This window comes from Ignavibacterium sp. (assembly GCF_025998815.1).
Classification (GTDB): Bacteria; Bacteroidota; Ignavibacteria; order Ignavibacteriales; family Ignavibacteriaceae; genus Ignavibacterium.
Genome location: NZ_AP026678.1, coordinates 3,184,830 through 3,199,478, shown reverse-complemented (window position 1 = coordinate 3,199,478; position 14,649 = coordinate 3,184,830). Strand labels below are relative to the sequence as shown.

Annotated in this window: 15 protein-coding genes; 6 read left to right on the top strand and 9 right to left on the bottom strand. The window is 34.6% G+C overall.

From position 1 onward, the window contains the following. Window positions 1-26 precede the first annotated feature (26 nt). The 7 genes from frr to Q0X14_RS13830 all read right to left on the bottom strand — a co-directional run bounded on the left by frr (window position 27) and on the right by Q0X14_RS13830 (window position 5,033). Complete coding sequence (gene frr, locus Q0X14_RS13860) at window positions 27-581, bottom strand: ribosome recycling factor (RefSeq protein WP_297839842.1); 555 nt, start codon at window positions 579-581, stop codon at window positions 27-29. 18 nt (window positions 582-599) lie between these two features. Then, window positions 600-1,343: a UMP kinase gene (pyrH, locus tag Q0X14_RS13855; protein ID WP_014559568.1), complete on the bottom strand. Its 744-nt coding sequence runs from the start codon at window positions 1,341-1,343 to the stop codon at window positions 600-602. 79 nt (window positions 1,344-1,422) lie between these two features. Then, window positions 1,423-2,280 (bottom strand): translation elongation factor Ts, encoded by an 858-nt coding sequence (tsf, locus tag Q0X14_RS13850; protein ID WP_297839839.1) that lies wholly within the window; start codon window positions 2,278-2,280, stop codon window positions 1,423-1,425. A gap of 21 nt (window positions 2,281-2,301) precedes the next feature. Next, window positions 2,302-3,135: a 30S ribosomal protein S2 gene (gene rpsB, locus Q0X14_RS13845; protein ID WP_297839836.1), complete on the bottom strand. Its 834-nt coding sequence runs from the start codon at window positions 3,133-3,135 to the stop codon at window positions 2,302-2,304. Between the two features lie 203 nt (window positions 3,136-3,338). Further along, window positions 3,339-3,725: a 30S ribosomal protein S9 gene (gene rpsI / locus Q0X14_RS13840; protein ID WP_014559565.1), complete on the bottom strand. Its 387-nt coding sequence runs from the start codon at window positions 3,723-3,725 to the stop codon at window positions 3,339-3,341. 4 nt (window positions 3,726-3,729) lie between these two features. Next, on the bottom strand, window positions 3,730-4,161 hold the full coding sequence (gene rplM / locus Q0X14_RS13835) for a 50S ribosomal protein L13 (RefSeq protein WP_297844757.1): 432 nt from the start codon (window positions 4,159-4,161) through the stop codon (window positions 3,730-3,732). A gap of 158 nt (window positions 4,162-4,319) precedes the next feature. Next, window positions 4,320-5,033 (bottom strand): hypothetical protein, encoded by a 714-nt coding sequence (locus Q0X14_RS13830; RefSeq protein ID WP_297839833.1) that lies wholly within the window; start codon window positions 5,031-5,033, stop codon window positions 4,320-4,322. Window positions 5,034-5,117: 84 nt separating this feature from the next. On the opposite strand from Q0X14_RS13830, the gene Q0X14_RS13825 reads away from it, so the two are divergent. Further along, window positions 5,118-6,155, top strand: a complete 1,038-nt coding sequence (locus Q0X14_RS13825; RefSeq protein WP_297839831.1) for an NAD-dependent epimerase/dehydratase family protein — start codon at window positions 5,118-5,120, stop codon at window positions 6,153-6,155. Between the two features lie 14 nt (window positions 6,156-6,169). On the opposite strand, the gene Q0X14_RS13820 is transcribed toward Q0X14_RS13825, so the two are convergent. Next, window positions 6,170-6,535 (bottom strand): type II toxin-antitoxin system VapC family toxin, encoded by a 366-nt coding sequence (locus tag Q0X14_RS13820; protein ID WP_297839829.1) that lies wholly within the window; start codon window positions 6,533-6,535, stop codon window positions 6,170-6,172. 19 nt (window positions 6,536-6,554) lie between these two features. After that, complete coding sequence (locus tag Q0X14_RS13815; RefSeq protein WP_297839826.1) at window positions 6,555-6,773, bottom strand: hypothetical protein; 219 nt, start codon at window positions 6,771-6,773, stop codon at window positions 6,555-6,557. Window positions 6,774-6,868: 95 nt separating this feature from the next. Between Q0X14_RS13815 and Q0X14_RS13810 the strand changes: the two genes are divergently transcribed. From Q0X14_RS13810 to apbC, 5 genes are all read left to right on the top strand, one after another. Beyond that, window positions 6,869-7,912: a deoxyhypusine synthase gene (locus Q0X14_RS13810; protein WP_297839823.1), complete on the top strand. Its 1,044-nt coding sequence runs from the start codon at window positions 6,869-6,871 to the stop codon at window positions 7,910-7,912. A 492-nt stretch (window positions 7,913-8,404) separates the two neighbouring features. Further along, window positions 8,405-9,745 (top strand): Trk system potassium transporter TrkA, encoded by a 1,341-nt coding sequence (gene trkA, locus Q0X14_RS13805; protein WP_297839820.1) that lies wholly within the window; start codon window positions 8,405-8,407, stop codon window positions 9,743-9,745. Window positions 9,746-9,818: 73 nt separating this feature from the next. Next, window positions 9,819-11,207: a TrkH family potassium uptake protein gene (locus Q0X14_RS13800; protein ID WP_366522811.1), complete on the top strand. Its 1,389-nt coding sequence runs from the start codon at window positions 9,819-9,821 to the stop codon at window positions 11,205-11,207. 117 nt (window positions 11,208-11,324) lie between these two features. Continuing rightward, complete coding sequence (ppk1, locus tag Q0X14_RS13795) at window positions 11,325-13,460, top strand: polyphosphate kinase 1 (protein ID WP_297839815.1); 2,136 nt, start codon at window positions 11,325-11,327, stop codon at window positions 13,458-13,460. A gap of 61 nt (window positions 13,461-13,521) precedes the next feature. Then, a complete protein-coding gene (gene apbC, locus Q0X14_RS13790; RefSeq protein WP_297839814.1) occupies window positions 13,522-14,622 on the top strand; it encodes an iron-sulfur cluster carrier protein ApbC in 1,101 nt (366 codons plus the stop codon). The last annotated feature ends 27 nt before the right edge of the window (window positions 14,623-14,649 follow it).

Below are 14,649 nucleotides of genomic sequence, written 5' to 3'. Positions count from 1 at the left end.
TCAGTAAAATTTTATTTTCCGATTTATCAAACTTCCATAATTTCTTTTTCTTTGTGCTTCAGCAAATCATCAATCATCTTAATATGCTGATCCGTGAGTTTCTGAACTTCTTCCTCAGCAATTTTTAATTCATCTTCTGACATCTTTTTATCTTTTTGTTCTTTCTTTAAATGTTCATTTGCATCTCTTCTAACATTACGGATGGCAATCTTTGCATCTTCACCAAACTTTTTAACAATCTTAACAAAATCTTTTCTTCTCTCTTCAGTTAATGGCGGAACAGGAATTTTAATATTTGTTCCATCTGAGATTGGATTAAAACCTAGATTTGCTTCAAGAATAGCTTTTTCAATTACAGGGACCATGGATTTGTCCCAAGGAGTGATTGACAATGTATGCGCATCAAGTACAGTAAGATTTCCAACCTGATTTAATGGAGTCATATTACCATAATAGTCAACTTTAATTCCGTCAAGCAGTGCGGTTGTAGCTTTGCCTGTTCTCACCTTCGCTAATTCTGCTCGTAATGTTTCAAGAGTTTTGTCCATTCTGTTTTTGGCATCTTTAATTATCGGATGCATATATACCTCAAATTGTTATTAGCTTTTTTTAGAAAGAGAAGTTTCGGTATTGTTGATAAAAGTACCAACTGTCTCACCCAAAACAAGTTTCAGCAAATTATCCGGTTTATCCATATTGAACACCATCATCGGAAGATTATTTTCCTGACAAAGACTAACAGCAGTTAAATCCATTACACGAAGATTTTGTTTTAAAATTTCGAGATAAGAAATTTTATCAAACTTAAGTGCTTCAGGATTTTTTTCAGGGTCAGAATCGTACACACCATCAACGCGAGTTCCTTTAACAATTACATCAGCACCTATTTCCACTGCTCTTAATGATGCAGCCGTATCAGTAGAAAAATAAGGATGACCAGTGCCGGCACCAAAGATAACGACTCTACCTTTTTCAAGATGTCTGATTGCACGACGACGAATGTATGGCTCGGCAATTTCATCCATCTTAATAGCACTCATCAGTCTTGTATGAATTCCTCTTTTCTCAATTGCATTTTGCAATGCAAGAGAGTTAATCATAGTAGCAAGCATTCCCATCTGATCACCGGTTGCTCTGTCAATTCCCTGAGAGTGTGCACTTAACCCCCGATAAATATTCCCTCCACCAATTACAATTCCGAGTTGTACGCCGGCATCGTGAACTTTTTTAACTTCATCAGCAAAGAAATCTAGAACTTCAGCAGAGATACCAAAACCCTGCTCACCCATCAGTGATTCACCGCTAAGTTTAAGCAATACTCTTTTGAATTTTAATTCAGCCACGCTCAACCTACTATTATGTTAAACTTTACTTTCAAATATAAAAAAAGGTCTTAACTAAGTTAAGACCTTGTTAAAAGAATTATTTATTCTCGTCGCCGAGATGAAACCGTTTGAAGTGTGCAATTTTTATTTGACTGTTATACTTTTTATTATAATCATCAATTAAAGCTTTCACAGTTTTGGAATTGTCTTTAACAAATGCCTGCTCAAAAAGACAATTTTCCTGATAGAATTTATTCATTCTTCCCTGTGCAATTTTCTCAAGCATATTTTCAGGTTTACCTTCCTTGCGGGAAAGTTCCTTATAGATTTCCATTTCTTTTTCAATAATATCTTTTGGAACTTCTTCTCTGTAAACACAAATTGGATTCATTGCTGCGATCTGCATTGCAATATCTCTTGATAATGTTACTAACTCATCATTAACTGTTGCAACATTATCGAATGTAAGTAACACACCAAGCTTTGAACCGAAGTGAACATAATCCATTATAAAGCCATTTGGAGCTTCAACTTTGGCTAATCGTTTAATTTCAACTTTCTCACCTACTTTGCCCATAACATCAGTTACAAGCACATTCAATTGCGGTTCTTTTGAAAGAAGTTCATCGACAGAATTTGGTTTTTGCAGATAAGTTTTTTCAAGAACTTCCTGAGCTAATTTTACAAAGTCTTCACTCTTTGCAACAAAGTCAGTTTCGCAGTTGAGTTCAACTATAACACCATATTTATGATCTTCCGAAACTTTTGTTGCAACAATTCCTTCATTAGCACTTCTTTCAGCCCTTTTAGCTGCAACAGCAGCACCTTTTTTTCTTAAAATCTCTATTGCTTTTTCAAAATCGCCATTAGCTTCAGTCAGTGCCTTTTTGCAATCCATCATACCGGCACCGGTTTTCTGTCTTAATTCATTAACCTGAGCAGCAGTTATAGCCATAATAACTTTCCTTTCTGTTTCTTATTCCGATTTAGGGTTTTCGTTTTCTTGTTTAGCTTCAGCTTCCTGTTTTTTCTCTTTAGCTTCAGCTTTTTTCTTTTCTTCTCGTTTAGCTTCTTTTTCTTTTCTTAGTCTTTCCTTTTCAGCGTTTTCTTCAGCTTTCTTTTCTTTAAGTTTTGCTTCACCTTCAATAATCGAATCAGCAATTTGCTTGGTGATTATTTCAATCGTTTTAACTGCATCATCATTAGCTGGAATTACATAGTCAATTGGGTCAGGGTCACAGTTAGTGTCAACAATTGCAAATACAGGAATGTTCAATCTGTTTGCTTCTTTAACTGCGATATCTTCTTTCTTCACATCAACTACAAACAAAGCTCCGGGAAGTTTATTTAATGATTCAACACCTTCAAGAACTTTTTTAAGTTTATCTTTTTCTCTTGAAAGTATGAGTCTTTCTTTTTTGGTAATCTTATCGAAAGTTCCATCAGTTTCCTGTTTTTCGATGTTATTCAATCGCTTAACACTTTTACGAATTGTGGAAAAATTTGTAAGCATTCCACCGAGCCATCTTTCACTGACCCAGTTCTGTCCGGCTCTGCGAGCTTCGGTCTCAATAATATTTTTTGCCTGCTTTTTCGTTCCTACAAAAAGAACCTTTTTCCCATCAGCAGCAATTTTTGAAATTTCTTCACATGCAACTGTGAGTAGCTCCTGAGTTTTTTTAAGATCAATGATGTGAATCCCGTTCTTTTCCATAAAAATATATGGTTTCATTTTGGGATTCCAACGGCGGGTTAAATGCCCGAAGTGTGCACCAGCTTCTAAAAGCTGAGTAAGTTCAACTTTCTTCATATTATATCTCCTGTTTTTTCTTCTACTTTCTTCTTCTTTACCTTCCATCCCTTTTTATGATGGGACACAGGCGGTAAATCAGAAAGTATGATTATTTGATTAAGTTAAAGTTAAAGTTTAAGTTCAAGTTTAAGTTAAAGCTTAAGTTCAGGGTTAAAATTCAAATTTTTATTAAACTTTAACCTGAACTTAAACATAAAATATTATCTCTTCGAAAACTGGAATCTCTTTCTTGCTTTTGGTCTTCCGTATTTCTTTCTTTCAACCATTCGAGGATCTCTTCTGAGAAATCCTTCGGCTTTAAGAGCAGGTCTGAAATCAGGATTTATGTCAATTAATGCTCTCGAGATTCCAAGTCTTACTGCTTGGGCCTGACCAGTTGTTCCACCACCATCTACATTCACAAATACATCATACTTACCTTCAGTCTGAGTTACTTTGAATGGGGCGAGGATATCTTCGCGGCTTAAAAGCTGCGGGAAATAATCTTCGAACTCTCTGCCATTAACAGTTACTTTTCCACTTCCGTTTTTCAGTATAACTCTTGCAACTGAAGTTTTTCTTCTTCCGACATAAATTTTATCTGCCATTCAACTACTCCGTAAAACTAATTGGTTCAGGTTTCTGAGCACTGTGCGGATGAGATTCGCCAGTGTAAACTTTTAATTTTTTAATAAGCTTTCTTCCAAGACGATTTTTGGGTAGCATTCCTTTTACAGCATTTTCAACCAGAAATTCTGGTTTGGTTTGCTTTATTTCCCGGATTGATCTGATTTTTTGTCCGCCCGGATATCCAGAGTGACGAATATACTCTTTCATCTCAGGTCTTTTACCGGTAAGCTTAACTTTTTCAGCATTGATAACTACTACAAAATCGCCGGTATCCATATTGGGAGTAAAGGTTGGCTTGTTTTTGCCTCTGATAATTTTAGCAATCTGAGAAGCCAATCTACCCAAGACCTGGTCTTTAGCATCAACCAGATACCATTTTTTATCAGCGTCTTCTGACTTTATAAATTTAGTCATTTTTTCTTGTTTCACTTAAATTCCTCCGAATCCTATAAGTCATAAATAAAAAGAGTTTCAAAACTAAATTTTTATGTCTCAAAAGTCAAGAAAATCAGACCTTTAAATATTCAGGCAATATTATTATTGCTCAGAATCATTATTTTTTGGAGAAAAAGTCAAAAAATCCCTTTTCCAAACTCCAATGATTTTACAATAGCAAAGAACTTTGACTGAAATGCTCGGAATTGATCTTCCCCTTTCATGATGAGCTTGACTGAAAAATCTTCAGCGTCCTCCGTTTTTATATAAATTTCCTGCGAAATTTGTCCATCGAGGTTTACAGGATCGTTAAAATACCATTCGCAATTGAATTGCTTTACTTTGTATTTATAACGATTTGGGTTGAATAAATATTTTTCAACAACTTCCAGATGTATGTATGGCGGAGGATTATAAACTCCTTCAACAGACCAGAATGTTACTCCATCCAGTTTATTCTTTTTCGTCTGGTCAATAAAGGTCCATCCCTTTGGGTATTTAATTGAAAGATTCAAAGTTTTCTCGGAATATATCTGATCGATATCGGTTGTATCAGCAATTAAATCTTCAGGATTTACCAAGATTAAATTATTTTCAGTCTGGTCTTCGGTTGATTGATTATTTTGTTTTTTTATTTCACTTTCCTCAGCGATATTATCTTTTTGAATGTCAGAATTAACATCTTTATCAATCTGAATTGATTCGAGAGTTATTAACTGTCTGTTAATTTTAGGTATTTGATTATTACTTATGCCTGAAATTATAATCAAAGCAAAAAAAACAGTGTGCAGCAATAATGATGAAATCAAACTTAATATTCTTCTTCGTTTATCAGGTGTTAATTTTTTCATAAAAATAAATTCAAATCAAAATTGTAAGCCGCAGGCGAAATTACTAATTTTGTGCGTTAATTTTTTAATAAACTTCGGAGAAAAATGAAATACCTAATCACTGGAGGTTCCGGTTTTCTTGGAATTAATCTTATTCGTTATTTACATCAAAGAGGTCACGAAATTACTTCTCTCGACATAGCTGATTTCACTTATGCTGATATGAAAGATAAAATAAAAATCATTAAAGGAGATATTCGTGATAAAAAAATTGCTGAAGAATCAGTTAAAGGGATTGATATTGTAGTTCATACTGCAGCAGCTCTTCCGCTTTACAAACCTGAAGATATTTTTTCAACAGATGTTGACGGAACAAGAAATATGCTCGAAGCAGCATTCGGTGCTGATGTAAAAAGATTTATTCATATATCTTCAACTGCTGTGTATGGAATTCCTGATCACCACCCTTTGTATGAGGATGATGAACTGGATGGCGTTGGTCCCTATGGGAAAGCAAAAATTCTGGCTGAAGAAGAATGTTTGAAGTTCAGAGCAAAGGGCAAATGTGTCCCGATTATCAGACCAAAATCTTTCATCGGTCCTGAAAGACTTGGTGTGTTTGCTTTGTTTTACGACTGGGCAAAAGACGGTAAAGGATTTCCAATGATTGGTAGCGGAAAAAACAGATATCAACTGCTTGATGTTGAAGACTTATGCGAAGCAATTTATCTCTGTGCAACATTAGATGAACAAATTGTAAATGATACTTTCAACATTGGCGCAAAAGAATTCACTACAATGCGGGAAGATTATCAGGCAGTTTTGGATTATGCCGGTCACGGAAAGAAAATTGTTGGCTTACCTGAAAAACCGATTATCTGGACACTAAGAATTCTCGAAGCATTAAAACTTTCTCCACTTTATAAATGGGTTTATGAAACCGCTTCAAAAGATTCATTTGTTTCGATAGAGAAAGCTGAAAGAGTTTTAGGATTCAAACCAAAGTATTCTAATAAAGATGCTTTGATAAGAAATTATCAATGGTATCTTGATCATCTCGATGAATTTAAAGATCAGACCGGTATTTCACACAGAGTTCCATGGAAACAAGGAATATTGAAACTGGCAAAGATATTTTTCTGATTAGGCCTAATTATTTATTTCTTATTTATTGGATTGTGAATGGTTATCGATTGAAGGTCTTTAAAATCAGACACATTATTAGTCAGTAACACTAAATCCAATAATTTAGCTGAAGCAGCTATAATCGAATCTCCAACTGTCAGTTTATACTTTTTTCTGATTTCAATTGCTGTAGAAATGATTTCTGATGAAACTGGGATTATATTCATTAAAGAAAACGCTGCATGAAAATATCTTTCTTGTTCTTCTGTTATATTACTATATCCTAATACTTCCAATAAAGTAATTTCAGAAACGAACACATTTTTTTCTTTAAACATTTCCCTTAAATAGGAATATTCTTCAAGTGCAGAGTAGATAACAATATTACTGTCTATCAATTTCATAAAATTTTAATGGTCAGATTAATCTCCTATCCTTTCTAACTTTTCTTTGCCAACTAACCGGATCTCCATAGTTAGAAATATCCGCACCTTTACTAAGTACTTCTTCAAGTTTTTCTTTTTCAACATCAGATGGAGAGCTTTCAATTCTATATTTTATTTTTAATCTTTCTGCAAGTTCGGTAATCAGTAAAAGATCTTTTTTATTTTCAGATTCCAAAATTACTCTGGTCATATTTTCCTCATCAAATTAAATACTTTTTAATGTAAATCTATTTAAAAAAGATTATTTTATCTATCAAAAAAATAATAATTAATAGGGAGATAAAAATGGCAACAAAAAAAGATTACCTGAAAGAAGTAGTTAAACATATTGACATCAAAGAGCATAATGTAGTAAAACTTGTTGATGATATGGGCGAAATGGCTTTTTCTGCCCGCGACCTGAACCGTGCTGCAAAAATTTATGAAATGATGCTCAAAGATGATAACTGCGCTGTTATTCTTACTCTTGCAGGAAGTTTATTCAGTGCCGGATTAAAGAAAGTTGTTTACGATATGGTTATGAATAATATGGTTGATGCAATTGTTTCAACCGGTGCAATTATGGTTGATCAGGATTTCTTTGAAGCGCTTGGTTTCAAGCATTACAAAGGAACAAAATGGGTTGATGATAATGAATTGAGAGATTTGCACATTGACAGAATCTATGACACATTCATCGATGAGGATGAGCTTCGAATCTGCGATGATACTACAGCAAAGATTTTTGATAGTATGGAACCCAAAGCATATTCATCAAGAGAATTTATGTGGGAATTTGGTAAGTATCTCGAAGAAAACGGCGGACCGAAATGCGATGATTCCGTAGTATATGCTTGCTATAAAAAGAATGTTCCGATTTTCATTCCAGCTTTCTCAGATTGCTCTGCAGGATTCGGTTTAGTTATTCATCAGCATAACAATCCTGAAAAACATGTTGCAGTTGATTCCGGAAAAGATTTTTATGAACTGACAAAGATTAAACTTCACAGCAAAGAAACAGGAATATTTATGATTGGTGGCGGAGTTCCTAAAAACTTTACACAGGATATTGTGGTTGCAGCAGATATTTTGATGGAAGAAGCTGATATGCACAAATATGCAATTCAGATTACAGTTGCAGATGAAAGAGACGGCGCTCTTTCAGGTTCAACATTAAAAGAAGCAAGCTCGTGGGGAAAAGTTTCCACAACTTACGAGCAAATGGTTTATAGCGAAGCAACCATTGCAATGCCTTTAATTGTTGGATATGCTTATCATAAAGGAGTCTGGAAGAATCGTAAAGCGAGAGAATTCCAGAAAATTTATCAGAAAGAAAATGTAACTGCTTAATTCATAATTTGAACCTTACAGACCCTCTTGTTCTTATGAATGAGAGGGTTTTTCTTTTTTAGATAATCAAAGTATGGAATGTTCGTTTTCATAATAACCAACTTAGTTAATTTTAATAAACTTTGATTAAGGATTGGATTTTAGAAAGATTTCTCCTCCGATAAATGGGAGTCGAAATGATATTAAAGAATTCTCATTCAATCATTCAACCATCCATTCAATCATTCATTCAAAAGTTTTTTCGTTTTTGGTTCAGCTAATTTGTGTTGAAGGATTTCTCCTTCTGGTCGAAATGACATTAAAGAATTTTCATTCAGCCATTCAATTAAAAAGTCATTCATCCATTCCGCAAATCAATTTTTAATAATTCTGGTTTTAGTGTTATAATCATTAGTACATTCGACAATTCTAAGAATCGGAATAAATCAATTGTTTTTAATGTGTTGTTAATTAAATTTTGATTAACAAAGAAATAAATTTTGAAAATATATTATGCGAGTTATTATTGCAGGGATGGGTGATGTTGGTTATCAGTTAGCCAAACAATTATCAAGTGAAAATAATGATATAGTTGCAATCGATCTTGATCACGATCGACTTCACTATACTGATCAGATGGCAGATATTCTTACAATTGAAGGTTCATCAACTTCTATAGAAATACTTGAGCAAGCTCAGATTGAAAAAGCAGATCTTCTGGTTGCAGTCACTTCTTCTGAAGAGGTTAACATCGCAACAGCAATCATCGGAAAAAAACTTGGGGCTAAAAAAACTGTTGCCAGGATTTCAAATGCTGAATATCTGAATCCAAGACATGGTGTTAATTTTTCTGAGTTGGGAATTGATTTTATGATTTATCCGGAAGAACTAGCCGCACTCGAAACTGTAAATCTCATCAACAGAACCGCAGCTACTGACATCATTGAATTTGAAAATGGCAAACTTCAGGTGATCGGTTTAAAGTTAGATAAGAATGCGCCTGTAATTCACAAAACCCTTTCCGAGATAAGCAAACAATATGCTTCATTTGATTTTCGTGTAGTTGCTATTTACAGAAACTTCAGAACGATAATTCCTAAAGGAAATGATAAATTTCTGCCGAATGATCAGATATTCGTCATATCAAAATCAGAAGCTTTGGAAACTGTTCTTAAACTTGCGGGTAAAGAAAACATAAAATTCGATAACATAATGATCCTTGGTGGTGGAAAGATTGGTCGTCGTGTTGCGTCGCTTCTAAGTAATAAAATGACTGTAAAGCTTATTGATTCAAATCCTGAAAAGGCATTCGAACTTGCTGATGAACTTCCGAATACTTTAGTAATTCAAGGTGATGGAAGAGATATTGATTTACTTGCTCAGGAAGGAATTATTGATGTTGACGCATTCATTGCTGTTACAGAAGATGCGGAAACTAATATCATCACTTGTCTGATGGCTAAACATCTTGGTGTAAAAAAAGTTATTGCACTTGTTGATAAAGTAGAATATGTACCGCTTACACAAACTATCGGACTGGATTCACTGATAAATAAAAAACTTATTGCAGCAAATAATATTGTACGTTTCATAAAGAAAGGTGAAATAATTTCTTACTCATCATTGGAAGGAATTGATGCAGTAGTAATGGAATTTGTCGCTCAGCCCGGTTCAAAAATTACGGAAGAGACTATTGCGGATTCAGATTTTCCGAAAGATGCTTTAATCGGTGGCTACATCAGAAAAAACGAAAGCTTTATTGCTTTGGGAAATTCAAAGATTAATGCAGGTGATAAAGTTGTTGTGTTCTCTTTGCCCGAAGCTGTGAGTAAGATCGAGAAATTCTTCAAATAATTTCAGATAAGTTTTGAATTACAAACTAGTCTTTAACATAATCTCGTTTCTGCTCATCTTAACAGGTGTGTTTATGATGAGCGGAATTCCTTTCTCAATCTACTATCAGGATAATGATATCCTGGTGCTGTTACTTTCCGGAGTGATAACCTCTGCCATCGGATTATTAGGTTGGTTTATAACGAAAGATGCGGACAGAACTGATATCGGAAAAAGAGAAGGTTATCTGATTGTTAGTTTGGGTTGGGTTGTTATGTCATTGTTTGGTGCAATTCCATTTGTCATTCACGGTTCAATTACCTCTTATGTTGATGCTTTCTTTGAAGTGATGTCAGGTTTTACAACAACCGGTGCAACAATTCTTGTTGATATTGAATCATTGCCCCACGGCTTACTATTCTGGCGCTCAATCACTCAGTGGATTGGTGGTATGGGGATAATCGTTCTGTCCCTTGCAATACTTCCATTGTTGGGTATTGGCGGAATGCAACTTTATGCTGCTGAAGTACCTGGAATTACAAAAGATAAATTTCATCCGAGAGTTAAAGAAACTGCAAAACGGCTTTGGGGTATTTATGTGATATTCACAGCGCTTGAAACAATTTTGTTAGTGATTGCCGGAATGAATTTTTTCGATGCAATAAATCATTCATTTACAACATTGGCTACAGGAGGATTCTCAACTAAGAATTCAAGCACTGCATATTATTCAAGTCCATTCATACAATATATTTTTATTGTTTTTATGTTTCTTGCAGGAACAAATTTTACTCTGCACTATTTCGCTCTTCACAGAAATTTCAGCTTCCTTAAAACAAATGATGAGTTTAAAGCTTATTCTTTATTTATTCTTATTTCATCAATCCTAATCATGATAATACATCATCCTCATTTGAATCTTTCATTGGAAGAAAAGTTTCGTCAATCGTTATTTCATGTCGTTTCACTAGTTACAACAACTGGTTATGTCTCTTCCGATTATGAAAGCTGGGCAATCTTTTCCAGAATGATTTTCTTTGTTCTTCTGTTTATCGGTGGATGTGCTGGTTCAACCGGTGGCTCTATTAAAATTGTAAGACATTATCTCTTGTTTAAAAACGGATTTCTTGAATTAAAAAGATTAATTCATCCACGTGCAGTTATTCCTGTAAGAGTAAATGGCAAAGCGATTCTTCCTGAAATTATCTCGAATGTTCAGGCATTTTTCATTCTCTACATATTGATATTTGTACTTTCATCAATAATACTTTCAATATTGGGACTGGATTTTCTTACATCAATTGGAGCGAGTGCAACCTGTCTTGGAAATGTTGGTCCTGGAATCGGGACTGTTGGTCCGGTTGCAAATTTCTCTCACTTACCTGATTTAGCGAAAATTCTCCTATCGTTCCTGATGCTTATAGGAAGACTTGAACTTTTTACAGTTCTTGTAATTTTCTCTCCTTCTTTTTGGAAGAAATAATAAAATAACCGGTTAATTATTTTCTTTTCAAATAATGCTTGATGGCATCTGTTTTTCACCACAGTTTCTGCAAAGTATTTTATTTATATTTACAAACAGATGTGAAAGTAACTTTCTATGAATGCCAAAGAATTATTGAAAAAATACGGTAAACCAGAAAACTTTATTAACAGAGATTTAAGCTGGATTGAATTCAACAGAAGGGTTCTGCAGGAAGCTCTGAATCCTGATTTACCATTGCTTGAAAAAGTAAAGTTCGTTTCAATTTTCTCATCAAATCTTGATGAATTTTACATGATTCGTGTTTCAGGAATAAAAGAGCAAATTGCTGCAAATGTTCTTGAACCTTCTATTGATGGACTTACTCCAAGAGAGCAATTGCAGAAAATTGAAAAATGTCTTCAGCCATTACTGAAACAACTTTATGATCTCTGGACCAATAACATTGTTCCATCATTAAGAGAGAATAATATCATCCTTCACGATTATGATGAGCTTTCAAAAGAAGAACAAAAAATCCTGACCGAGTATTTTAAGAAAGAAATTTTCCCTGTTTTAACTCCGCTTGCTTTTGATCCTGGCAGACCTTTTCCATACATCTCAAACTTAAGTTTAAGTCTGGCTGTTCTGATCCGCAAACCAAACGGAGAAAATCATTTCGCCCGGGTAAAGGTTCCAAATATTCTTCCCCGTTTACTCCAGATTGATGATATACTTGAACCCAACAAGAGAAAATCTGTTAACGGCGGATTTAAAGCAAGGTTTGTATGGCTTGGTGATTTGATCAAAGCGAATATTCATCTTCTGTTTCCGGGAATGGAAATAATTGAAACTCATAAATTCAGAATTACACGGGATACGGATATCGAATTACAAGAAGATGAAGCAGATGATTTATTAAGTGTTATTGAGGAAAATATAAGACAAAGAAGATTTGGGAATGTGGTAAGATTGGAAGTTGAAGGAAAAATGCCTGACTTTATGGTTGAAACACTTATGGAAAACCTTCAGATTACAAAAGATGATGTTCATCAGTTTGACGGTCCGCTGGGTTTGAGTGATGTTATGATTCTTTATAAACTTCCTGTCCATCATCTTAAAGAAAAACCTTTCTATCCTGTTATACCAAAAGAGCTGAATGAAGAAGAAGATTTATTCTCAGTAATTCGTCAGCGTGATATATTGCTTCATCATCCTTTTCATTCTTTTACACCTGTGGTTGACTTCATAAAAAAAGCCGCTGAAGATCCGGATGTACTTGCAATCAAGCAAACTCTTTATCGTGTCGGAACTGATTCACCAATTGTTAAAGCTTTGATTGAAGCCGCTGACAGAGGTAAACAGGTTGCTGTGCTCGTAGAACTCAAAGCCAGATTTGATGAAGAGAATAATATTTATTGGGCTCGCGAATTGGAAAAAGTAGGTGTGCATGTTGTTTATGGTTTGGTTGGATTAAAAACTCACGCAAAAATGACTTTGATCGTAAGAAAAGAATTCGATGGAGTGAAAAGATATGTTCATCTTTCCACTGGCAACTACAATGTGGTTACAGCAAAATTATATACAGACATTGGACTGTTCACCTGTGACGAAGAAATCTGCAGTGATGTAACTGATGTTTTTAATTATCTGACAGGTTACTCACAACAAAAAGAATTCAGAAAACTTTTTGTATCTCCACTTAACACCCGTGAAAAAATTCTGAAACTCATTGCAAGAGAAATTGCGAATAAAAAGTCCGGGAAACCCGCGCACATAATAATGAAAATGAATTCGCTTGTCGATCCGCCAATTATTGCAGCTTTGTACGAAGCTTCTAATGCAGGAGTTAAAGTTGATCTGATTGTTCGTGGAGTTTGTAGTTTAGTTCCCGGTGTTAAAGGTTTAAGTGAAAATATTCAAGTAAGAAGTATTGTCGGACGATTTCTTGAACACAGCAGAATTTTTTATTTCAAAAATGATGGAAACGATGAAGTATATCTTAGCAGTGCTGATATGATGCAAAGAAATCTTGACAGAAGAATAGAAACAACTTTTCCCGTTGAAGATAAAAAACTAAAAGATGATATAATCAATAATGTTCTGTCTGTTTATCTGAAAGATAATGTGAAAGCCAGAGAGCTTCATTCGGATGGAAGTTATCATTTTGTAAAGCCACAAGATGGAGCTGCAAAAATAAACAGTCAGGAATGGTTAATGAATTATGCTACAAAAGAAACTACTCAGGTTAAGAAAGCAATACGAAATAAGTAATTGAACCAATTCTAATTTATAAAAGTTATATTGATTGAAAATTTTAATAAGGGATAATTAAATGAGTGATATTACAAAAAGTACAATTCTAAGTTCTCTAAAGAAATTAAATTTCGATGGATTCGATCCGAACATTCTAACACTCAATTCTATTCAATCTCTTGAAGTGAATGATGATGAATTAAACATCAAAATGTCTTTTGCTGCCCAAACGAATCAGGAACTGTTAAAGCAAAAGTTTGAAGAACAATTAAAAAAGGATTTTCCGTCGTTAAAGAAAGTAAAAATTGAATTGCAGACGAGAAGTATTTCTTCCAACATTTCCAAGCATAACGACCCTAAGAAAGATGCAATTCTGCCGGGCGTAAAAAACACTATTGCAGTTGCAAGTGGGAAAGGTGGGGTTGGTAAAAGTACAGTTGCCGTTAATCTTGCAGTCGCATTAGCTAAGGATGGCGCAAAGGTCGGATTAATTGATGCAGATATTTATGGACCAAGTGTTCCGTTGATGCTTGGTGTTAAAGACAAACCAAAAGTCTATCAGGCAGAAAATTCTGTTCGAATGCTTCCGCTTGAAAATTATGGTGTTAAATTTATTTCAATCGGCGTACTCGTTGATGATAAAGCGCCGATAATCTGGCGAGGTCCGATGGCAAGTGGTGCAATTAAACAATTCATGACTGATGTTGAATGGGGTGAACTTGATTATCTGATTTTTGATCTTCCTCCCGGAACCGGCGACATTCAATTGACTTTAGTTCAAACAATTCCTTTAACAGGAGCTGTTATTGTTACTACTCCGCAGGAAGTATCTTTAATTGATGCCCGCAAAGCTTTAATGATGTTCAACCGTGTTAATGTTCCGGTGCTTGGAGTAATTGAAAATATGAGTTACTTCATTGCACCAGACACCGGAAAAAAATATGATATTTTCGGGAGCGGTGGTGGAGAAAGAATTTCCAAAGAACTTAAAGTTGAATTTCTTGGCGGTATTCCAATTGACCCAAGAATCAGAGAAGGTGGAGATAACGGAACACCGATGGTTTATGATCAACCTGATTCTGAATATGCAAAAATTATGATGGATATTTCCAGAAAACTTACTGAACAAGTGAATATCCGTAATGCAAGTCAGGATGATAAGATTGAAATTATACTTTGAGTGACAGGTTAACCTTTAACCGGATTT

What these genes read in the sequence shown, in the direction of transcription:
- rpsB (WP_297839836.1), bottom strand. Translation starts at nt 3,135, where the DNA reads ATGAAGAAAGTTGAACTTACTCAGCTTTTAGAAGCTGGTGCACACTTC.
- rpsI (WP_014559565.1), bottom strand. Translation starts at nt 3,725, where the DNA reads ATGGCAGATAAAATTTATGTCGGAAGAAGAAAAACTTCAGTTGCAAGA.
- Q0X14_RS13830 (WP_297839833.1), bottom strand. Translation starts at nt 5,033, where the DNA reads ATGAAAAAATTAACACCTGATAAACGAAGAAGAATATTAAGTTTGATT.
- Q0X14_RS13800 (WP_366522811.1), top strand. Translation starts at nt 9,819, where the DNA reads ATGATGAGCGGAATTCCTTTCTCAATCTACTATCAGGATAATGATATC.
- frr (WP_297839842.1), bottom strand. Translation starts at nt 581, where the DNA reads ATGCATCCGATAATTAAAGATGCCAAAAACAGAATGGACAAAACTCTT.
- trkA (WP_297839820.1), top strand. Translation starts at nt 8,405, where the DNA reads ATGCGAGTTATTATTGCAGGGATGGGTGATGTTGGTTATCAGTTAGCC.
- Q0X14_RS13810 (WP_297839823.1), top strand. Translation starts at nt 6,869, where the DNA reads ATGGCAACAAAAAAAGATTACCTGAAAGAAGTAGTTAAACATATTGAC.
- Q0X14_RS13815 (WP_297839826.1), bottom strand. Translation starts at nt 6,773, where the DNA reads ATGACCAGAGTAATTTTGGAATCTGAAAATAAAAAAGATCTTTTACTG.
- Q0X14_RS13825 (WP_297839831.1), top strand. Translation starts at nt 5,118, where the DNA reads ATGAAATACCTAATCACTGGAGGTTCCGGTTTTCTTGGAATTAATCTT.
- rplM (WP_297844757.1), bottom strand. Translation starts at nt 4,161, where the DNA reads ATGACTAAATTTATAAAGTCAGAAGACGCTGATAAAAAATGGTATCTG.
- ppk1 (WP_297839815.1), top strand. Translation starts at nt 11,325, where the DNA reads ATGAATGCCAAAGAATTATTGAAAAAATACGGTAAACCAGAAAACTTT.
- tsf (WP_297839839.1), bottom strand. Translation starts at nt 2,280, where the DNA reads ATGGCTATAACTGCTGCTCAGGTTAATGAATTAAGACAGAAAACCGGT.
- apbC (WP_297839814.1), top strand. Translation starts at nt 13,522, where the DNA reads ATGAGTGATATTACAAAAAGTACAATTCTAAGTTCTCTAAAGAAATTA.